The sequence below is a fragment of the Xanthomonas sp. WHRI 7065 genome (assembly GCF_040203115.2).
GTDB classification, from domain to species: domain Bacteria; phylum Pseudomonadota; class Gammaproteobacteria; order Xanthomonadales; family Xanthomonadaceae; genus Xanthomonas; species Xanthomonas arboricola.
Genome location: NZ_CP168194.1, coordinates 677,946 through 697,376 on the forward strand (window position 1 = coordinate 677,946; position 19,431 = coordinate 697,376).

Here is a 19,431-nt window from a genome sequence, read left to right on the forward strand (position 1 = left end):
CGGCAGGCGTGCAGCGGGAAGAGCCCTATTCAACCACGCGCACGCCAATGGGCGAACCCGGGCGCGTCATGCGTGCGGCACGCAGCCGCAAGCGCAGATGCCGCTTCCATCGACTGCAGGGTACGCATCCCGTTGGTTGGCCAACCGTCGCGCCGCTGTGACCACCCTGCCGCAGCTCGAACCGGCCGCAGCCCTAAGCCACATTCCAGCAAAGGCAGCATTCCAACCAATAAGCAAACGCAACGACCGGCGCCACGTCATCCAAATCCGACTGAGCCAGCTACCACTCCGAGCTTGCCTTACAAACGAAGCCCCAAGCAGCCTGCCCCCGATTCCCGATTCCCGATTCCCGATTCCCGATTCCCCAACTCAACGCCGACGCCGCGTCTTGCTCTCGGCCAGCAACAGATCGAGCAGGCCGCTGCGCTGGCGCGGCGCCAGCGTGTCGAAGCGGTTCAGCAGCACGCGTTGCTGCTCGTCCAGATGGCGATACTGCGCGGGTTCTTCGGCGATCGTCGGCACCGGTGGGCCGAAGGTGCGCTCGCCGCGACCGGTGGCCAGGTATTCGAACGCCATGCCGCTGCGCCTGGCCAGGCCGATCAGGTTGTCCACCGAGGGCGCGGTGCCTTCGGCCATCTCCCATTGCGCCACCGCGCTACGGGTCACGCCCAGCTCGCCGGCCAGGCCTTCCTGGGTCAGCTTGGTCAGGGCGCGGGCTTCGCGGACGCGTTCGTACAACTTGCTCACACGGCACCGTGAGTGGGGAACGGGCCGGGAGATATAGCCCTAGCAGCAATCAGGGATAGTTCGTATACCTTTCATATGCCGATATGTTTGCGATACTGTCCGGGCGTCAATGATGACGGGATCACAGCGAACTCAAGGAGGACATCCATGGTCGAGCCAGCCGCTCCCAAATCCGCCCGTTCCACCACGTCGGCAACGCCGCCCGCCGCGCCACCACCAGCCGCATGGCCGGCACATTCGCCGCTTGATCCGGCGATCACCCGCTTTCGGGGCGCGCCGTGTTACCAGGTCTGGCAGCGCCAGGACGCGTGGACCGCGGTGGCCGACGGCACGCAGTGGTCGGCCGGGCTGGCGCCGCGGTGGTGGGCGCTGCGCCAGCGGCACTGGCGGCTGCTGGCGTTCAGTGTGGGTTTGCTGGCGCTGGCCGGCGGCCTGGCCAGCCTGGGCCCGCGGACGTGGTCGCTGCCGGCCTGGGTGGCGTTGCTGCTGGCCGAGCTGGGCCTGCGCGTGCAGCTGGCCCGGCAGGCCGGGCCGTGGCGCAACGCGGCGCTGCGGCGTGCCGGCTGGCAGGCGGTGACCCGCCTGCGCGCCATCAGCGTGGCCGATGCGGTGACCACCGCGCAGATCCGCGCCGGCCGGCCACACCGCTGACCCGACGCGGCGTCAGTGGCGGCGCACGCCGTCGATGCGCATCCAGTCTTCGTCGCGTTCGCAACGCAGTTGCTCGAACCAGGGCGCGTAGCGCTGCAGCAGCTCCTCTTCCTGACCATGCAGGATGCCCGACAGCGCAATCCGCCCGCCCGGTGCCACGCGTGCGGACAAGGTGTCGGCCAGCGCATCCAGCGCCGAGGCCAGGATGTTGGCGACCACCACCGGATAGGTCTGCACCGGCTCGTCCTGCGGCAGGTACACCGCCAGTTGCGCCTGCAAGGCATTGCGCTCGGCATTGTCGGCAGTGGCCAGCAGCGCCTGCGGGTCGTTGTCCACGCCCACCGCGCTGGCGGCGCCCAGCTTCAGCGCGGCGACGGCGAGAATGCCCGAGCCGCAGCCGAAATCCAGCACGCTGCGGCCCTGCAGCTCGCCGCTGCCGGCCAGGCTGTCCAGCCAGCGCAGGCACAGCGCGGTGGTCTGGTGCGTGCCCGAGCCGAACGCCAGGCCCGGATCCAGACGGATCACCGCGGCGTCGGGCGCCTGTGCGGCCTCGGGCAGCGCGTGATTCCACGGCACGATGAAGGTGCGCGCGCCGAACTGCATCGGCTTGAACTGATCCATCCAGGCGCGTTCCCAGTCGCTGTCGTCGACCGTGCGGAACGCCACCTGGCTCCAGTCCAGGCCGGGATCGAACGCTTCCAGCGCGGCGAGCAGCACCAGCGCATCGCTGTCGCCGTCGAACAGCGCGTTCAGCACCATGGTGTTCCATAGCGGCGTTTCGCCGACGCCGGGCTCGAGAATGGCGCGCTCGTTGCTGGTGTCGGCATTGGCGTCGAGCAGCGTCACCGCCAGCGCGCCGATGTCGTCCAGCGCATTCTGGTAACGGGGCTGGGTAGCGTCGGAGCAGGGCAGGGTCAGTTCAAGAAACGGCATCGTGGCGGTCGGGCAATTCGAAAGCGTGCATCGTAGACCATTCATGCCGGCGGACTCCTGCGCGGCGGGGGCCGGATAGGCGGACCCATCGCGTGCGCGATACGGCGGATGCCGTCGCCTGATCGGTGCAATCCGCACATGCGGCGCGGTGGCGCCGGCCGCTGCCGGCGCAGCACGCGGGCGCGCCGGCAACCAGACGCCCGCTGCGCGCCACCCACGCCACACCCGCGCAGATCACCGTCCTCATGCAATGCACCGTCCGCCGTTCGCATCGGCAGCGTCCGCTTGCGCGCCAGCGTGCGCGGATGCGGGTGCTAGACTCCGCGCCGTCGCTGCGGGGCTTTCCGCAGCAGGGTCGCCGCTGTCCATGCCGCTTGCTCGTGCCCGCCATCTCTGGCTGTTGCTGGCTCCCGTCGCGCTCGCGGCGGCGGCCTGGTGGCATGTGCGCGCGCAACCGGGCGATTCGCTCACCGCCGCGCTGCCGGCGGTTGCAAGCAATGCCCGTGCCGGCGCGCCGGCAGCGGTGGCGCACGCACCCGCCGAACGCGGCACTGCCCTGCAGCTGCCGTACCGCGATGCGGTGGACGCGCAGCCGGACCTGTACCGCTATGCGCAGCAATTGCAGCAGCAGGTGCGCGCCGGCGATGCGCAGGCGGGGTGGCGCCTGAGCCGCGTCTACGATTACTGCGCGCCGTATGCGTCCAGCCCGGCCGGTTACGCCGCCGACAGCGCCTGGATCGCCGCGCAACACACGCCCGGCGTGGTGGCGATGCATGCGGCGCGCACGCGCGTGGCGCAACGCTGCGCCGGCTTTGCGCCCAGCGACGGCCTGGGCCCGCGGCTGGTGGCGCAGCAACGGCAGGCGGCCGCGCGTGCGGGCAACCTGGCCGCCGAGGCGGCGTTGCTGGCGCTGGGCGAGCCGCTGCAGCGCTCGCCCAGCTACAAGCGCGCGCTGGTGCAACGTGTGCTGGCCTCGCGCGACCCGGAGGCCTACCTGGCGCTGGCGCCGGCGATGGGCGCGCGCGCCAGTGGCGATGACAGCCTCGACGGCTATGTGGCCGGCGATCAGTTCGCCGAGCTGGCCTGGCAGGTGGCTGCATGCCGGCTGGGGCTGGATTGCAGCGCAGACAGCACCCTGGTCACCAGTTATTGCGCCAACGCGGGCATCTGCTCGCGCAACAGCGCACAGGATTTCGTGTCGTTCGTATTCGATGCCGCGGTGCCGCGGCAGGGAGCAGACAGAGTGGATGAGATGGTCGATAGCTTGGTCTCCGAGCCGGGAGCACAGTCATGAATTACCGTCGCCTGGCGCATGGCGCCAAGTTCTGGTTCTGGGTCGCATTGTTCGTGGCGTATTCGGCCGCGGCCGTGGGCATCGTGATGATCGACACCGCCGATCACCGCTACCAGCCGCTGTCGGTCAAGTCGACCACGGTCGCCGCCAACGAACAGCAGCGACGGCATGGCGCCAGCCAGGTGGCCGCGGTGTACCGCGCCAGCAGCGCGATGCCGTTTTCGACATTGCCGGCCGGCTCCACCTTCCAGGTGGTGTGGCCGGATGGCTCCACCGAAACCATGACCGTGGTCGACCCGGCCTCCTCCAGCGGCATCGTGCCGGTGCCGGGCAGCCAGCAGCCGGCACCGCGGATCCGGTAGCACCCAGGATCTCGTAGGAGCGCACCTGGGCGCGACGAGGTTCCACCGATAAAGCGCGGTCGCGCCCGGGTGCGCTCCTACGCATAGGTCGGCTGGCCTGCGTGAGGCACTGCCGCCGCAATGCCCGGGCAACAACGCAACAAGCCCGGTTTCCCGGGCTTGTTGCGCGGTGCACTGGCCGGTGCGATCAGACCAGCGCGATCGACTTGTTCTTGCGCTCGGCCAGGCGCTTTTCCAGATAGTGGATGTTCTGCCCACCGGCCTGGAAGCCCTTGTCGCGCATGATGCGCTGCTGCAGCGGGATGTTGGTCTTGATGCCGTCCACCACCATCTCGCTCAGCGCCACGCGCATGCGCGCGATCGCGGTCTCGCGATCGGGGCCATGCACGATCAGCTTGCCGATCATCGAGTCGTAGTTCGGCGGCACCTTGTAGCCGGCGTAAATGTGCGTATCCACACGCACGCCCGGGCCGCCGGGCGGATGGAACGCGGTGATCAGGCCCGGATTGGGCATGAAGGTTTCCGGGTCCTCGGCATTGATGCGGCACTCGATCGCATGCCCGCGCAGCACGATGTCGCTCTGCTTGATGGTCAGCTTGCGACCGGCGGCGATGCGCAACTGCTCGCAGACCAGGTCGATGCCGGTGATGCGCTCGGTGACCGGATGCTCCACCTGGATGCGCGTGTTCATTTCGATGAAGTAGAAACGCCCGTCTTCGAACAGGAACTCGAAGGTACCCGCGCCGCGATAGCCGATGCGGATGCAGGCATCCACGCAGACCTTGCCGATCTCGTTGCGCAGTTCTTCGGTGATGCCCGGGGCCGGCGCTTCTTCCACCACCTTCTGGTGGCGGCGCTGCATCGAGCAATCGCGTTCGCCCAGATGGATCGCGCCGCCCTGGCCGTCGGCCAGCACCTGGATTTCCACGTGGCGCGGATTTTCCAGGAACTTCTCCATGTAGACCTGATCGTTGCTGAAGGCGGCCTTGGCTTCGGACTTGGTGGTTTCGATGGCGGCCTTCAACGCGGCCTCCGAATGCACCACGCGCATGCCACGCCCGCCGCCGCCGCCGGCGGCCTTGATGATCACCGGGTAGCCGATCTCGCGCGCCACCTTGGTGTTGGCGACGATGTCGTCGCCCAGCGGGCCGCCCGAACCGGGCACGCACGGCACGCCGGCGGCCTTCATCGCGCGGATCGCCTCCACCTTGTCGCCCATCAGGCGGATGGTGTCGGCCTTGGGGCCGATGAAGATGAAGCCGGATTCTTCCACGCGCTCGGCAAAGTCGGCGTTTTCCGACAGGAAGCCGTAGCCGGGATGGATGGCCTGCGCATCGGTCACCTCGGCCGCGGCGATCAATGCCGGGATGTTGAGGTAACTGTCGCTGGACGCGGCCGGGCCGATACACACCGACTCGTCGGCCATGGCCACGTGCTTGAGGTTGCGGTCGACCGTGGAATGCACCGCGACCGTGCGGATGCCGAGCGTGTGGCACGCGCGCAGGATGCGCAGCGCGATTTCACCTCGGTTGGCGATGACGACTTTATCTAGCATGGGATTGGGGATTCGAGAGTGGGGATTCGTAGAGGGCGCCGGGCTCGCGCAGATGGCGCGATTCGTCCAGCGTGCGGATCAATGCGTTTAGCCTGGCAAACGTGCGATTCAAAAGATCCAGGGTTGCCGTGTCGGGCGAACCGAACTGCAGCCGTGCGGCAATCTGCAGTTGCGTATCCAGTTCCGCCAGCGAACCCCGCGCCATCGACAGATAACGCAGGTACTCGGCAGTGGAACGCCGCGCGGCGCCTTCGGCGATGTTGGAAGGCACGCTGATCGCAGCGCGCCGCATCTGTGCCGTCAGTCCGAAACGTTCGGAATCAGGAAAGTCGTGGCTCAGGCAGTAGATCGCTTCGACAAGCGACATCGCATCGCGCCAGACCATCAGGCGCTCATGCGGTCGCTCTTGCGAATCCCGAATCACGACTCTCCCATCCCTGCCGCTCAGCCAATCACAAACAACGGCTGATCGAATTCCACTGGCTGGCCGGTTTCGCCGAGGATGGCCACGATGGTGCCGGAGACGTCGGCTTCGATCGGGTTGAACATCTTCATCGCCTCGATGATCGCCAGCGTTTCGCCGGCCTTGACCTGCTGGCCGACGGTGACGAAGGCCGGCTTGTCCGGCGAGGGCGAGGTGTAGAAGGTGCCGACCATCGGCGCGCGCAGCACGTGGCCTTCCGGCAGGGCGGCAGCCTGCTTGGCGCCGCCGGTGGAGGCCTCGGTGGGCGACTGCATCGGCATGCTGGGGGCGGCCGGGGCCTGCGCGGGCGGGGCAGGTGCGTACTGCTGCACCGGCGCGCTCATCACGGTCGTGCCCTTGGGCACGCGCGCCAGACGCACGCTTTCTTCGCCTTCCTTGATCTCGATTTCGGCGAGATTGGATTCTTCGAGCAGGTCGATCAGTTTCTTGATTTTGCGGAGATCCATACGGGCCTCATAAGGTGAATCGGTGGAGGTTGCCGGCGGCTGCCGGCGGAAGGGGGTCAGGCCGTCGGCGCGGACGCCGGCGTGAGTAAGCGGGATGTCATGCGTCGCGTTCCAGCCGCGCAATCACCGCTTCCAGCGCCAGCCGGTAGCTGTCGGCGCCAAAGCCGCAGATCACGCCATCGGCCTTGTCGCTGAGATAGCTGTGGTGACGGAACGGCTCGCGCGCATGCGGGTTGGACAGATGGATTTCCACGAACGGCAGCCCCACGCCCAGCAGCGCATCGCGCAGCGCCACCGAGGTATGGGTGAAGGCGGCCGGGTTGATCAGGATGTAGGCGGTGCCGTCCTCGCGCGCGGCGTGGATGCGCTCCACCAGCACGTGCTCGGCATTGGACTGCAGGCAGGCCAGCGTATGCCCGGCGGCCTGCGCACGGTCCACCAGGGCCGCATCGATCTGCGCCAGCGTGGTGCGCCCGTAGACATCCGGCTCGCGAGTGCCGAGCAGGTTGAGGTTGGGGCCGTGCAACAGCAGCAGGTGGGCCATGACATCCGGGAGAGCGGAAAGGCCGGAAGTCTGCGCGATGTCGCCGATGCTGTCCAGATAGGCGAAGTTAGGTCTGTTTTAAACGCCTGATTGAAAATCTAGCTTCGCAGGCATTTAAGTGACACAGGTCGCCGTACGAAAACAGTGGTGTCTCGTCTGCGGCAGGAGTTGCCAGTGAGGGGGAGGGACTGGCTTGATGCACGCGACTTGCAGCCTGATGCCCTGCAATCTGGCACAAGCGACCACATCAGCGGTCCTGTCGAGGTATTCGCCCTGGCAGGCCGTCTGGCTCAGGATGACACGCCTGGCAGTACACCCGCTTCACCGAACGCAGCTGCTTGCCACCGATGCGTTGCCGGTCGTGATGACCTCGGGGATGCGCCTGCTACGCATGGTCATGGCGAGCAGACGTTCCGGGAAAAAGCCAGTTCAGTCGTTGGCTACGGCATTGTGTCTGGGTAGATCGGCTGCATGTTGTCTCGACAATGCTGCACGGCTGCAGCGACAGGAGCCACTTGCCCGTGGAAAAAACGAATGCATCAGCTGGCGCCGCGACAACGCGGCCATGGCGTTTTCTGGCGATCGGCCGCTGATGACGTCGGATAAGAAGCAGGCGCCTGGACCGAGTCCAGGATTGGACGCGGACGTGGCCACGCAAACGGCTGCGGGAGCATGGCGGACTTCGGATCATGGTGGAGACAGCTGAGATGCGATCCATTCGCCGCATGTTGACGACTCCGTTCGCACGGAAATGGGGTGCGCTCATTGCAGCGAGCACCCTGATCCTGTTGGTGTCCAATCCCGAGCTGGTGTCCGCCGTGCTGTTGATCAACATGGTCGGCATCGATGTGCTGGTGTTGTTCGCCGTCATCCAGCTGCGTCAACACTGGTCGATGCTCGATGCCTTCGTCATCGCACCATGCCGTTTAAAAATCAGGCAGCTGTTCAAGCCGAAGTGACGGCCGAGGTGTCTGCTGAAGAGTGTGTGCTTTCGCCGGCTCATTTCGGTTGATCGCCTGCGTGCCCATCCTGACCGCTCTGCATCGGACAATGCGCATCAGTGCCGACCCGGCCCATGCAGCCCACTTGAGCGTCCCGTCGCTCCTGCAATGGATAGGCCACGCCCGTCCCTGCGCCGAGCAACCCCGATCGACGGCTTTGCACACATTGCCTCATGCGGCACACGCGCACGATCGACACACCAAAGACAAAACGCCGCGCTTGCACGCGCGGCGCTTCACTTCACCGAGCCGCGCGCAGCAACGCATCCTCGGTGATGGCGCTGGTCAGTACGGTCGGCAGCACCGCCGGCGGTGCGCCGGGGCCGTAGACCACGTACAGCGGCACGCCGACGGCCTGGTGCTGGTCGAGGAAGGCGCTGATCCTGGGGTCGACGTTGGTCCAGTCGCCTTTCATGTAGACCGCGTCGACGCGGCGTAGCGCGTCGCGGAAGTCGGCGCTGCTCAGCACGTTCTTCTCGTTGGCCTTGCAGGTCACGCACCAGTCGGCGGTCATGTTGACGAACACCACGCGGTTGTCGGCGCGCAGGCGGTCCAGCAACTGCGGCGAGAACGCCACCACGCCCTCGGCGGCAGTGGCGGCCGGTAGGCGCAGGCGGGTGACCCCGACCACCGGCACGATCGCCAGCACCAGCATCACCGCGGCCAGGCCCATACCGATGCGATGGCTCTTCCAGCGGCTGCGCTCGAAGCAGAACAGGCCCAGCGCCAGCAGGGTGGCGCCGACCAGCATCAGCGCCAGCGCGTCCACGCCGCGCTGCTTGCCCAGCACCCATAGCAGCCAGATCGCAGTGAGATACATCGGGAACGCCAGCACCTGCTTGAGCGTTTCCATCCACGCGCCGGGCGTGGGCAGGCGCCGCGCCAGCGAGGGAATGAAGCCGATCAGCAGGAACGGCAGCGCCAGGCCCAGGCCCAGCGCCAGGAACACCAGCATCGCCAGCGGCGCCGGGGCGGTGAAGGCATACGCCAGTGCGGTGCCCATGAACGGGGCGATGCAGGGGCTGGCCACCACGCAGGCCAGCACGCCGGTGAAGAAATCACCCAGCGGGCCATTGCGCGCTGCCAGCGACTGGCCGATGCCGCCCAGATTGCTGCCCAGCGTGAACACGCCCGACAGGCTCAGCCCCACCGCGAACATCAGATAGGCCAGCGCCGCCACGAACCACGGCTGCTGCAGCTGGAAGCCCCAGCCGGCCGCCTGCCCGGCCGCGCGCAGGCCGATCACCAGCGCGCCGATCGCCGCAAACGACACCAGCACGCCCAGCGAATACCAGATCGCATGGCTGCGCGCGTGGCTGCGGCTCTCGCCGCTGTGGGCCAGGCCCAGCACCTTCAGCGACAGGATCGGCAACACGCAGGGCATCAGGTTCAACACCAGCCCGCCAAGCAGGGCCAGCACCAGCATCGCCAGCAAGCCCTTGTCGGTGTGCGGCGGCTGGGTGCGCTGCGGATTGTCGGCCGAGGCATCCGCGGCCGGCGCTGCAGTCGCCGCGGGCGTCGGTGCCGGCGCCGGTTCTGCAGGCAGCTGCCCGGCCGGCAGCGGCGAGATCATCAGCGGCGCCGCCTGCGCCTGGTTTTGCGGTGACACCGTGCCGGCGGGCAACTCCAGCGCCACCCGGCGGGTCATCGGCGGGTAGCAGATGCCGTCGGTCTGGCAGCCCTGGAAGGTCGCCACCAGGGTCGCCTTGACCGGTTCGGCGTGCTCGCGCAGCAGCGGCAAGGTGACTTCGGCCTGGTCGAAATACACCACCACGTCGCCGAAGTGCTCATCGCGGTGCGCCTTGCCCTGCGGCCAGCGCGGCAGCCCGGGACGCACGCCGCCGGCGCCTTCCAGCGCCAGCGAGGTGCGGTCGCGGTAGATGTAGTAGCCGGGCGCGGGGGTGAAGCGCAGCAGCAGGCTGTTGCCGTCGCCGACGATGGCTTCGAAGGTGAAGGCCTGCTCGGCCGGCAGCGGCAGTGCGTCCACGCCGGTGGCCTGGCCGGTGCTGCCGAACAGCCGCGGGCCTGCCGGTGCGCGCGGCACCAGTGCGCCCAGGTTTTCGCGCGGGGTGGCGGGCGTCGCGGCGGGAGCCGAGGCATCGGGCAGGCGCACGCGCAGCTCGCGGCGTTGCGGCGGGTAGCACACGCCGGCGTCGGCGCAGCCCTGGTATTGCACCTGCAGCACGGCGGTCTGCAACCCGGCATCGGCCTTGCCGGCCAGTCTTGCCTGCAGCTGCTTGCGGTAGGTCTGCACCTGGCCAAAGAACTCGTCGTGCTTGCTCTCGCCTTCCGGCAGCGCCAGCTCGCCGGCGGCAAAGCCTTGCCCGGATTTGACGCTGATGCGGTGGCGATACAGGTAATAGCCCGGCGCGATCTTCCAGCGCAGCGCGATGCTGTCGCGGCTGTCGGCAGTGGCGCTCAGGGTGAAGGCCTGATCCACCGGCAGCAGGTCGGCCTCGGTGACCGCGGCCTGCGCGGGCAGGGGCGCCACCAGCGCCAGCGGCGCGGCGAGCAACGGTACGGCCAGCAATGCGCAGCGGGCGATCCAGCGGGACAGAGACTTCATGGACGTCAGGATTCCTTGCGGGTTTCGGCCCGGACCCAATCGAGATACGCCGGCAGCCCGGCGCTGGCTTGGACCGCGATCGCCTCCGGCAGTTCATACGGATGCAGTGCCTGCAGCCGCGCGATGGCGTCCGGCAGGCGGTCTTCCCAGGTCTTGATCAACAGCTGCACTTCCTGGCTGCGCTCGATCGCCCCGTTCCAGCGGTACAGCGACTGCACGCCGGGCAACTGGGTGACGCAGGCGGCCAGGCGCTCGTCCAGCAGCACGCGCGCAATGCGCTCGGCGCTGTCGGCATCCGGGCAGGTGCTGAACAACAGATGGAGGGAAGAGGCGCTCATGTGACCGCGCAGTGTAATGCCCTGTCTGCGGGGGATCGACCGCAGATTCCGGAACAGGGCATTAAGTTCGCTGGAGCCTGGCGGCTGGGCGGCGATGCCTGCGCCTTGGTGGCCGACCATGCGAGAGTGCGATGGCGCTGCACCGGAGTAAGCGGGCGTAGTGCGGGGATGTGGATTGCCGCTGCAGGCCGTCTCCCGGCCCGGCGCCTGGGGCGCCGGGCCGGGCCGGATCAATTGGCCAGCTGGCAGCTGGCCGGCTTGGCCGAGGTGAACAGGCTCGAGGTCGCCCATTCGGGGTGATCCACGAACGGGTTGCGGTTGCCCTGGAAGCTGAAGATCACCTGGTTGCGCGCCCGCTCGGCGTCGTCCGGCGGGTCGGCCTGGTGCCAGGCCAGCAGCGTGGACAACAGGCCCATGTAGGCCGGCGAAGCCGAGGTCTGCACGATCTTGCTGCGGTCGTCGGTGAGTTCCAGGTCCGGCTCGGACTGCCCGGTGGCCGCGTCGGTGCCGCCTTCATAGCGGATCGCCATGTACATCACCGCACGCGCCATGTCGCCCTTGCGCTTGCCCCACACCTCGAAGGTGCCCCCGTTGCCATCCGGGGTGCGTACCCAGTTGGAATTGCCAGGATAGCGCCCGCTGCCGCCGCCACTGCCGTCGTTGACCTCGGTGACCCGCTCGCCGCAGCTGCTGGTGCAGGCCGCATAGGGCTTGTTGCCGCGGTCGGCGTTGAAGGCGGTGTCGGTCAGATACAGCATGTGGGTATCGGTATAGGGCGCATACGGCAGCCCCTTGTCGCCGCTGGCGCTACCGAAGCCCAGCGAGTTGGGCCAGGTGTGCTCGCGGTTGTAGGTCAGCCCGCTCCCGGTGCCGGCACGGTCGCTGCCCTTGGCGTAGCTGCGGTTGCGGTAGGCGTCCAGGATCCGGCCGCTGTTGTTGGGATCCTCATCGGCCATTTCCAGGATGGTCCAGGTGCTGGTGCCCGAGCCGCTGTACGGATAGACCGTGTGGCCCTTGATCACCGTATGTAGCGAACAGCGCAGCTGGCTGGCATTGGCGGTGTTGACCCGCGAGTAGTAACCGGTGCCGCCGCCGCTGGCGGTGGCCACGGTGAAGGCGATCGACTGGTTGGCGGCCGGGCTCAGCCCGCTGGCATCGCGGATGGCGCTGGCGGTGATCGCCAGGGTGCAACGCTCGCCGCCGACCAAGGCGGTGTTGGTGGACAGGCTGAAGCGGGTGCCGCTGGTCGGGTAGCTCAGCGCCACCGTGCCGGAGCTGGCGCAGCTCAGTGCGAAGGCGCCGCTGCTCAGCGTCACCGCCTCGCTGAAGCTCACGCTCAGGTCGCCGGCGGCCGGAAAGCCGGTCGCGCCCTGGGTCGGGGTGGTGCTGGTGATCGTCGGTGCGGCGCCGGTCTCGCCGCCACCGCCGCTGCCGTTGAAGCTCTGGCCGCGGTTGCACGCGCCAAAGGTCTGCGCCGACGAGCCGGCCCAGCTGAAGTTGGCCGCGCTGCTGCCGGTGCCGGTCAGTTGCAGCGAACTGCCGACCGCGCTGCTGTTGCTCTCGCTGACCGGCAGGTTCTGGCTGGTGATGCCGGCGGCGGGCCCGCCGCTGCCGGTGATGGCGCCTTCGTAACTGAGGAACTGCACCAGCTGCCCATTGGGGTCGACCAGCGCCACGCCGTCGTTGGGCCCGTTCTGCACGCCGTTGCTGGCGTAGCCCACCGTGGCCACGCGCACCTGGCTGCCGCAGCTGACCAGGCTGCCGGCCGGCACCGCCGTATTGGCGTAGACCGTGGCCGCGCCCGGCGTGCTGCCGTTGTACAGATAGATACGGTAGTCGCTCAGCGATTCGCCGGCGGTGGCCACCACTTCCACCCCTTCGCCGCTGTCGCCGGAGGCGCCTGCGTCGTCGTAATGCAGTTCGTTGATGAACACCGCCGCGTGGGCGGTGGGGACGGCCAGCGCGAGCGCACAGGCCAGGGGAAGCGTGCAGCTGGGGGACCAGCGCAAGGGGAAAGCACGGGCGGGGGACGGCAACCTCATCGACAGCTCCTTGTGATCGGGGAATGCGTGGCCGACTGTAAAACGTGTGCATGACAATCGATGGAACCTGGTTCCATTTTTAGAGCGGCTGCTCCCGCGACTGCTCGGTGCGCACTGTCCGGCGTGACAGTGGCTCGGTAGCCGGTCTCAGGCGCAGCCGGCGATTGCGCAGCCCGGTTCCCACCCGGCTGTCGGTCGCCAGCGGGGCAATGCGCGCCAGGTCGTGTCGGCCGCGTCATGGCCCTGGGACAGAACTGCCCGGCGAAAATTTTTTGCCCCCAGCCCTTGAAAGCTGGCCACACAGCACAATCTCTGGCCCGCACCCGCTCTGTCGGGTTTTTTCCGCGCGCTGTGCTGGCAGTCGTCACATACGAGTGCTAACATCGCCGATAATTTCCAGACCAATCAATCACTTAAGAGGGTCTTTCTCTATGAGCATCAAGCCGCTTCACGACCGCGTTGTAGTCAAGCCGATCGAAGCCGACGAAGTTTCCGCCGGCGGCATCGTGATCCCGGACTCCGCCAAGGAAAAGTCCACCAAGGGTGAAGTCGTCGCCATCGGCGCCGGCAAGCCCCTGGACAACGGCAGCCTGCGCGCGCCGGTGGTCAAGGTCGGCGACAAGGTCATCTACGGCCAGTACGCCGGCAGCAGCTACAAGTCCGAAGGCGTCGAGTACAAGGTGCTGCGCGAAGACGACATCCTGGCCGTCATCGGCTGATAGCCGTTGCCGGCGGGATTCGGGAGTGGGGATTCGGGATTGGCCACTGCGCTTGGCGCAGCTGATCCCGCATCTCCCCCGAACCCCGCTTTAGCCAATCCCCAATCCCTAATCTCAAATTCCGGAGTTACAACAAATGGCTGCTAAAGACATTCGTTTCGGTGAAGACGCACGTACCCGTATGGTTCGTGGCGTCAACGTGCTTGCCAATGCCGTCAAGGCCACCCTGGGCCCGAAGGGCCGCAACGTCGTGCTCGAGAAGAGCTTCGGCGCGCCGACCATCACCAAGGACGGCGTGTCCGTCGCCAAGGAAATCGAACTGGCTGACAAGTTCGAGAACATGGGCGCGCAGATGGTCAAGGAAGTCGCTTCCAAGACCAACGACAATGCAGGCGACGGCACCACCACCGCCACCGTGCTGGCCCAGGCCCTGATCCGCGAAGGCGCCAAGGCCGTGGCCGCCGGCATGAACCCGATGGACCTCAAGCGCGGTATCGACCAGGCCGTCAAGGCCGCCGTCATCGAGCTGAAGAACATCTCCAAGCCCACCACCGACGACAAGGCGATTGCCCAGGTCGGCACCATCTCGGCCAACTCGGACGAGTCGATCGGCAACATCATTGCCGAAGCGATGCAGAAGGTCGGCAAGGAAGGCGTGATCACCGTTGAAGAAGGCTCGGGCCTGGAAAACGAGCTGGACGTGGTCGAGGGCATGCAGTTCGATCGCGGCTACCTCTCCCCGTACTTCATCAACAACCAGCAGAGCCAGTCGGCCGACCTGGACGACCCGTTCATCCTGCTGCACGACAAGAAGATCTCCAACGTGCGCGACCTGCTGCCCGTGCTGGAAGGCGTGGCCAAGGCCGGCAAGCCGTTGCTGATCGTCGCTGAAGAAGTCGAAGGCGAAGCGCTGGCCACCCTGGTGGTCAACACCATCCGTGGCATCGTCAAGGTCGTGGCCGTCAAGGCACCGGGCTTCGGCGACCGTCGCAAGGCGATGCTGGAAGACATGGCCGTGCTGACCGGCGGCACCGTGATCTCCGAGGAAGTGGGTCTGGCGCTGGAGAAGGCCACGATCAAGGACCTGGGCCGCGCGAAGAAGGTGCAGGTCTCCAAGGAGAACACCACCATCATCGACGGCGCCGGCGACTCGGCCACGATCGAAGCCCGCGTTGGCCAGATCAAGACCCAGATCGAAGACACCTCGTCCGATTACGACCGCGAGAAGCTGCAGGAGCGCGTGGCCAAGCTGGCCGGTGGCGTTGCAGTGATCAAGGTCGGCGCGTCGACCGAAATCGAAATGAAGGAAAAGAAGGCCCGCGTCGAAGACGCCCTGCACGCCACCCGTGCAGCCGTCGAAGAAGGCGTGGTCCCGGGCGGCGGTGTGGCCCTGGTGCGTGCGCTGGTGGCCGTCGGTAACCTGACCGGTGCCAACGAAGACCAGACCCACGGCATCCAGATCGCCCTGCGCGCGATGGAAGCCCCGCTGCGCGAGATCGTGGCCAATGCCGGCGAAGAGCCGTCCGTGATCCTGAACAAGGTCAAGGAAGGCACCGGCAACTACGGCTACAACGCGGCCAACGGCGAGTTCGGCGACATGGTCGAGTTCGGCATCCTGGATCCGACCAAGGTCACCCGCTCGGCGCTGCAGAACGCAGCCTCGATCGCCGGCCTGATGATCACCACCGAAGCCATGGTGGCCGATGCACCGAAGAAGGACGAGCCGGCGATGCCGGCCGGCGGTGGCATGGGCGGCATGGGCGGCATGGATTTCTGATCCACGCCACTCGGCTGTTGCAGCAAAAAAGGACCCCGCCGAAAGGCGGGGTTTTTTGTGGGCGATGAGATGGATGCCGCAAGAGGCGATCGCCGATTGGGCGTGCGTGGTCCACGCAAACCCCATGACCCCGTAGGAGCGCACCTGGGCGCGAAAGGGCTTTACCGGGAATGCCCCAGTCGCGCCCGGGTGCGCTCCTACGCATCGATCGCCTGACGCAATCATCGGCCCGCGCAATCGGCCCGCGCCCCAACCGTGTCGAACTCGGCGCTTGCATGACCACGCAGGCCCATGACCCCGTAGAAGCGCCCCAGAGCGCGAAGGGGCTTCACCGGGAATGCCCCAATCGCGCCCGGGTGCGCTCCTACGCGGCGCCGATGCCATTGGCTCGCGCAATCGGTTCGCGGCCCCAACCGTGTCGACGCCTGCGTCGTCGTGTGGATTGTGGACCCCATCACACTTGCATGACAGTGTGTTGACATCGATGTCAGCGCCATCCTAGCGTCGCTGGGCAGGCGCTTGCGCCGAACGGTCGGGGGGCCATCGGACAGGGGGCGGCGATGCGGTGCATCGCTCGCAGGCGTCGTTGCAGTGGAACGCCACGCCGGCCATGCCGGCCTCTCCCGGGGATCTTATGAACTGCCGCAGTCATCGCCTTGCCTTGTCGATTTCCTTGTCCCTCGCCCTGACCGCCGCCATCGCACCGTCGGCGGCTGCCCAGCAGGCCGAGCCGGAGCAACCGCGCACCACCTCCACCCTGGACGCGGTCAGCGTCACCGGCTCGCGCATCAAGCGCGCGCAGGTCGAAGGCGCGCAACCGGTGGTCACCATCTCTGCGCAGCAGATCCAGCAGGAGGGCTTTGCCACCGTCTACGACGTGCTCAACAGCATGAACCAGCAGGGCTCGGTGGAGGCCGATACGCAGTGGGGCTCGCATACGCCCAACGCCTCGCCGATCAACCTGCGCGACCTCGGGCCGGGCCGCACCCTGCTGCTGGTCAACGGCCACCGCGTGGCCGACTACCCACTGCCGTACGGCGGCGAGAGCAACTTTTCCAACTACAGCAACATCCCGTCCGCGGCGGTGGAGCGCATCGACATCCTGACCGGCGGCGCCTCGGCGATTTACGGCTCGGACGCGGTGGCCGGCGTGGTCAACGTGATCCTCAAGCGCGATTACCAGGGCGACCAGGTGCGGCTGCGCGGCGGCACTGCCACCGAAGGCGGCCGCGACAGCTTCGACGTGTCCTGGGCCGGCGGGCGCACCGGCGAGAACTGGAGCCTGACCTACGCGCTGCAGGCCACCCGGCGCGATCCGTTGAGCGGGCGCGATCGCCCCGAGATGGACGATTCCGACGACATGGCCTATTCCAACTGGACCGGGCAGAACCGCCGCTACGGCTTCAACCCGTTCACCGGCCTGAGCCTGGTCGATGCCAACACCAACGAACGCCTCGCACCGCCCGCCGGCACCTGCGCGCGCTTCGGCGGCGAGTTCATCGACGGGCAGCGGCTGAGCTACAACCAGAACACCGGGGCGGTCACCAACGCCGGCGACTACTGCGGCGTGGCGCGCGATTACGGCGACTGGGGGCTGGTCACCGGCAGCGAGGACTACTCGGCGTATCTCTACGGCACCTGGAAGTTCGGCGAGCACACCGAAGCCTGGGCCACGCTGTCGGCCAACCGCAGCATCGGCCGTTGGACCTACGACCCGCCGTACGTGTATCTGGGTCCGTTCCAGGACGCCGACACCGGCCGCTCGCTGTATGCGATCCGGCAGCTCACCCGGCGCGAGGCCGGTGGTTGGGACCGGCTGGCCAACTACAACAAGGAGCAGTCCTGGGACCTGAGCGCCGGCTTGCGTGGCGTGTGGGCCGACCGCTTCGACTGGGAGCTGAGCGTGGGCCGCTCGCGCTACACAGTGGACGAATACGTACGCACCGTGGACACCGCCCGCGCCACCGATTATTTCTTCGGCAGCCCCACCGGCACCGCCGCCGACGGCACGCCGATCTATGCGATCAACCAGGCGCGCCTGTATGCGCCGCTGTCCTCGAGCGAGTACGACGACCTGGTCGCCAAATCGCATAACTCAGCGTATTCGTGGGTGAACCAAGCCAGCTTCAGCCTGAGCGGCGATCTGGTGCAGGGCTGGGCCGGGCCGATCCGCTTCGCCACCGTGGCCGAAGTCGCCAAGCAGGGCTACCAGCTGTCGCCCGACCCCTGCGCCAACGAGTGCTATCCGGTCGATGTGGTGGACAGTGGCGGCGGCGAGCGCATGCGCAGTTCGGCCGGGCTGGAATTCCAGATTCCGCTGCTGTCGACGCTGAGCGCCAATGTCGCCGGCCGCTACGATCGCTACGGCAGTTACCGTTCTTCGGCGGCGATTCCGACCGATGTCGGCACCCAAAGCGACACCACCTGGAGCGCGGGTCTGGAATGGCGCCCGGTCGAGAGCCTGTTGTTGCGCAGCACGCTGGCCACCAGCTTCCGCGCGCCGGACATGCATTACGTGCTCGGCGAACCCAGCTCCACCAACCAGACCGTGATCGACCAGTACCGCTGCATCGCCACCGGCGCGTATCTCACCGGCGGCTGCAACGACGAGAACAGCAACATCTACTACACCGTGGACGTGAACCGTCGCGGCACGCCGGATCTGCGCTCGGAAACCGGCCGCTCGTTCACTGGCGGGGTGGTGTGGGACATCGTGCAGGGCCTGTCGCTGAGCGTGGATTACTACCGCATCGAGCTGGAGGAAATGATCAAGGATCTGGACCGCGACGAGATCCTGTCGGCCGAAGCCGGCTGCCGCACCGGCACCACCATCAGCGGCGGCGCCTGGAACAATCCCGGCGGCGCCGGCTACTGCGACACCATCACCTCGCGCGTGCTGCGCAACGCCGACGGCACCATCGCCAGCATCGAGCGTGGCCCGATCAACCTGGCGCAGATGGAAACCTCGGGCATCGATGCCTCGCTGAAATACCGGCTTGCCACCGCGGGTTGGGGCAACTTCCAGTTGTCGCTGGACTACAACAACCTGCTGGCCTATCGCGAGCAGATCTACCGCACCGACAGCGATGAAAACCGCCGCGACGAACGCGTGCGCAGCCGTGTGCGGGGCAGCGTGCATTGGGACAACGGCGGCGCCTGGGACTGGACGGTGTACTTCCGCCGGCTCGGCTCCATGCGCGCGGTCAACTGGGGCACCTGCGAGCGCTTCGACGACGGCTACCAACCCAGTGCCTCGGACGCATGCGTGGTCACCGACACCGCCAACGTGCATCTGGGCGAGAGCAGCAAGCGCTACTTCGGCCGCGTCGGCCCGGCGATCTACTGGAACCTCAGCACCGGCTACAGGATCACCGACCACGCCAAGGTCAACTTCTACGTCAACAACGTGTTCAACGAAGTGGGCTACGAGAACAAGGAGCGCTTCTACGGTTACGGCTTCTACAACACCACCTTGTTCAACCCGATCGGCCGCGAAGTGGCGGCGGAATATGTGTTTACGTTCTGATTGAAGGTGCTGGCCGCATCGCACGTCACGGCATAGCGCCGTGCCGTGCGATGCATCGTCGATGCCACCTGCGCAGGCAAGCCGTGCTCGATCCCGGCCTGCCAACGCGCGCGTGGTAATGCCGCGTATCGGTTCGCGCAGCTTGTCGTGTGCCGCGGTGGTCGGCGCGACACATGCGGCTTGCAGGCACCCTGCGGGAGCACCGCTGCAACGTTCCGTTGCCGATGAAACAGTGGCAACGGCCAAACGTGCGTGGTATCAATGCACTCAATGAACGCACCCCGCAGCCAGTTTTACTTTTGGTACTACGGTTTTCCGATGCCGCTGGCGGAGGACGGATTGCGCTCACCCTGAAGAAATCTTCAGCAGCATTCCCGAAAAGCCGCCAGCGCACACTGGCGGCTTTTTTGTTGCCGCCGCGCCTGGCTCCCTGATGCAACACCGCC

The 19,431-nt window shown here is 67.1% G+C and carries 17 protein-coding genes; 8 read left to right on the top strand and 9 right to left on the bottom strand.

Features of this window, described 5'->3' with window-relative positions; all coding sequences use genetic code 11:
- Positions 1–369: 369 nt before the first annotated feature.
- Entirely contained in the window at positions 370–747 is a 378-nt protein-coding gene (locus tag ABQY64_RS02930) for a helix-turn-helix domain-containing protein (protein WP_016903361.1), read from the bottom strand.
- 147 nt (positions 748–894) lie between these two features.
- Here ABQY64_RS02930 and ABQY64_RS02935 point away from each other — a divergent pair, with 147 nt between their 5' ends.
- The gene (locus tag ABQY64_RS02935) at positions 895–1,398 is read left to right on the top strand and encodes a hypothetical protein (RefSeq protein ID WP_047126175.1); all 504 of its coding nucleotides are present in this window, start codon (positions 895–897) and stop codon (positions 1,396–1,398) included.
- A gap of 12 nt (positions 1,399–1,410) precedes the next feature.
- Here the strand turns inward: ABQY64_RS02935 and prmA are convergent, their stop codons facing one another.
- Positions 1,411–2,331 carry a 50S ribosomal protein L11 methyltransferase gene (gene prmA, locus ABQY64_RS02940; protein WP_039509979.1) on the bottom strand — a complete coding sequence of 307 codons (921 nt, stop codon included), beginning with the start codon at positions 2,329–2,331 and terminating at the stop codon, positions 1,411–1,413.
- Positions 2,332–2,698: 367 nt separating this feature from the next.
- Between prmA and ABQY64_RS02945 the strand changes: the two genes are divergently transcribed.
- Positions 2,699–3,625, top strand: coding sequence for a hypothetical protein (locus tag ABQY64_RS02945; RefSeq protein ID WP_349779741.1), 927 nt, complete (start codon positions 2,699–2,701; stop codon positions 3,623–3,625).
- On the top strand, positions 3,622–3,987 hold the full coding sequence (locus ABQY64_RS02950) for a hypothetical protein (protein ID WP_349779740.1): 366 nt from the start codon (positions 3,622–3,624) through the stop codon (positions 3,985–3,987). The genes ABQY64_RS02945 and ABQY64_RS02950 overlap by 4 nt, the downstream gene beginning before the upstream one ends.
- A 187-nt stretch (positions 3,988–4,174) precedes the next feature.
- Here the strand turns inward: ABQY64_RS02950 and accC are convergent, their stop codons facing one another.
- From accC to aroQ, 4 genes are all read right to left on the bottom strand, one after another.
- Entirely contained in the window at positions 4,175–5,542 is a 1,368-nt protein-coding gene (accC, locus tag ABQY64_RS02955; protein WP_016903366.1) for an acetyl-CoA carboxylase biotin carboxylase subunit, read from the bottom strand.
- Positions 5,532–5,909: a four helix bundle protein gene (locus ABQY64_RS02960; protein ID WP_374151336.1), complete on the bottom strand. Its 378-nt coding sequence runs from the start codon at positions 5,907–5,909 to the stop codon at positions 5,532–5,534. Before ABQY64_RS02960 ends, accC begins: the two co-directional genes overlap by 11 nt.
- Positions 5,910–5,986: 77 nt before the next feature.
- The gene (gene accB / locus ABQY64_RS02965) at positions 5,987–6,472 is read right to left on the bottom strand and encodes an acetyl-CoA carboxylase biotin carboxyl carrier protein (protein ID WP_016903367.1); all 486 of its coding nucleotides are present in this window, start codon (positions 6,470–6,472) and stop codon (positions 5,987–5,989) included.
- Between the two features lie 97 nt (positions 6,473–6,569).
- A complete protein-coding gene (gene aroQ / locus ABQY64_RS02970) occupies positions 6,570–7,016 on the bottom strand; it encodes a type II 3-dehydroquinate dehydratase (protein ID WP_024940552.1) in 447 nt (148 codons plus the stop codon).
- Between the two features lie 689 nt (positions 7,017–7,705).
- On the opposite strand from aroQ, the gene ABQY64_RS02975 reads away from it, so the two are divergent.
- Positions 7,706–7,975 (top strand): hypothetical protein, encoded by a 270-nt coding sequence (locus tag ABQY64_RS02975; protein WP_225880030.1) that lies wholly within the window; start codon positions 7,706–7,708, stop codon positions 7,973–7,975.
- A gap of 283 nt (positions 7,976–8,258) precedes the next feature.
- On the opposite strand, the gene ABQY64_RS02980 is transcribed toward ABQY64_RS02975, so the two are convergent.
- The 3 genes from ABQY64_RS02980 to ABQY64_RS02990 all read right to left on the bottom strand — a co-directional run bounded on the left by ABQY64_RS02980 (position 8,259) and on the right by ABQY64_RS02990 (position 12,963).
- A complete protein-coding gene (locus ABQY64_RS02980) occupies positions 8,259–10,583 on the bottom strand; it encodes a protein-disulfide reductase DsbD (RefSeq protein WP_349779738.1) in 2,325 nt (774 codons plus the stop codon).
- Positions 10,584–10,588: 5 nt separating this feature from the next.
- On the bottom strand, positions 10,589–10,921 hold the full coding sequence (cutA, locus tag ABQY64_RS02985; RefSeq protein ID WP_024940554.1) for a divalent-cation tolerance protein CutA: 333 nt from the start codon (positions 10,919–10,921) through the stop codon (positions 10,589–10,591).
- A gap of 230 nt (positions 10,922–11,151) precedes the next feature.
- The gene (locus tag ABQY64_RS02990; RefSeq protein ID WP_349779737.1) at positions 11,152–12,963 is read right to left on the bottom strand and encodes an endonuclease; all 1,812 of its coding nucleotides are present in this window, start codon (positions 12,961–12,963) and stop codon (positions 11,152–11,154) included.
- A 431-nt stretch (positions 12,964–13,394) separates the two neighbouring features.
- On the opposite strand from ABQY64_RS02990, the gene ABQY64_RS02995 reads away from it, so the two are divergent.
- The 4 genes from ABQY64_RS02995 (at position 13,395) to ABQY64_RS03010 (ending at position 19,419) form a co-directional block, all read left to right on the top strand.
- Entirely contained in the window at positions 13,395–13,682 is a 288-nt protein-coding gene (locus ABQY64_RS02995) for a co-chaperone GroES (protein ID WP_003483210.1), read from the top strand.
- Positions 13,683–13,818: 136 nt separating this feature from the next.
- A complete protein-coding gene (gene groL / locus ABQY64_RS03000; RefSeq protein WP_011035771.1) occupies positions 13,819–15,459 on the top strand; it encodes a chaperonin GroEL in 1,641 nt (546 codons plus the stop codon).
- 634 nt (positions 15,460–16,093) lie between these two features.
- A complete protein-coding gene (locus ABQY64_RS03005; protein WP_349779736.1) occupies positions 16,094–18,985 on the top strand; it encodes a TonB-dependent receptor domain-containing protein in 2,892 nt (963 codons plus the stop codon).
- A gap of 224 nt (positions 18,986–19,209) precedes the next feature.
- A complete protein-coding gene (locus ABQY64_RS03010; protein ID WP_126750501.1) occupies positions 19,210–19,419 on the top strand; it encodes a hypothetical protein in 210 nt (69 codons plus the stop codon).
- Positions 19,420–19,431: the final 12 nt, after the last annotated feature.

Coding starts and splice junctions, on each gene's coding strand:
- ABQY64_RS02935 (WP_047126175.1), top strand. CDS start 895: ATGGTCGAGCCAGCCGCTCCCAAATCCGCCCGTTCCACCACGTCGGCA.
- prmA (WP_039509979.1), bottom strand. CDS start 2,331: ATGCCGTTTCTTGAACTGACCCTGCCCTGCTCCGACGCTACCCAGCCC.
- ABQY64_RS02945 (WP_349779741.1), top strand. CDS start 2,699: ATGCCGCTTGCTCGTGCCCGCCATCTCTGGCTGTTGCTGGCTCCCGTC.
- ABQY64_RS02950 (WP_349779740.1), top strand. CDS start 3,622: ATGAATTACCGTCGCCTGGCGCATGGCGCCAAGTTCTGGTTCTGGGTC.
- accC (WP_016903366.1), bottom strand. CDS start 5,542: ATGCTAGATAAAGTCGTCATCGCCAACCGAGGTGAAATCGCGCTGCGC.
- ABQY64_RS02960 (WP_374151336.1), bottom strand. CDS start 5,909: ATGTCGCTTGTCGAAGCGATCTACTGCCTGAGCCACGACTTTCCTGAT.
- accB (WP_016903367.1), bottom strand. CDS start 6,472: ATGGATCTCCGCAAAATCAAGAAACTGATCGACCTGCTCGAAGAATCC.
- aroQ (WP_024940552.1), bottom strand. CDS start 7,016: ATGGCCCACCTGCTGCTGTTGCACGGCCCCAACCTCAACCTGCTCGGC.
- ABQY64_RS02975 (WP_225880030.1), top strand. CDS start 7,706: ATGGTGGAGACAGCTGAGATGCGATCCATTCGCCGCATGTTGACGACT.
- ABQY64_RS02980 (WP_349779738.1), bottom strand. CDS start 10,583: ATGAAGTCTCTGTCCCGCTGGATCGCCCGCTGCGCATTGCTGGCCGTA.
- cutA (WP_024940554.1), bottom strand. CDS start 10,921: ATGAGCGCCTCTTCCCTCCATCTGTTGTTCAGCACCTGCCCGGATGCC.
- ABQY64_RS02990 (WP_349779737.1), bottom strand. CDS start 12,963: ATGAGGTTGCCGTCCCCCGCCCGTGCTTTCCCCTTGCGCTGGTCCCCC.
- ABQY64_RS02995 (WP_003483210.1), top strand. CDS start 13,395: ATGAGCATCAAGCCGCTTCACGACCGCGTTGTAGTCAAGCCGATCGAA.
- groL (WP_011035771.1), top strand. CDS start 13,819: ATGGCTGCTAAAGACATTCGTTTCGGTGAAGACGCACGTACCCGTATG.
- ABQY64_RS03005 (WP_349779736.1), top strand. CDS start 16,094: ATGAACTGCCGCAGTCATCGCCTTGCCTTGTCGATTTCCTTGTCCCTC.
- ABQY64_RS03010 (WP_126750501.1), top strand. CDS start 19,210: ATGAAACAGTGGCAACGGCCAAACGTGCGTGGTATCAATGCACTCAAT.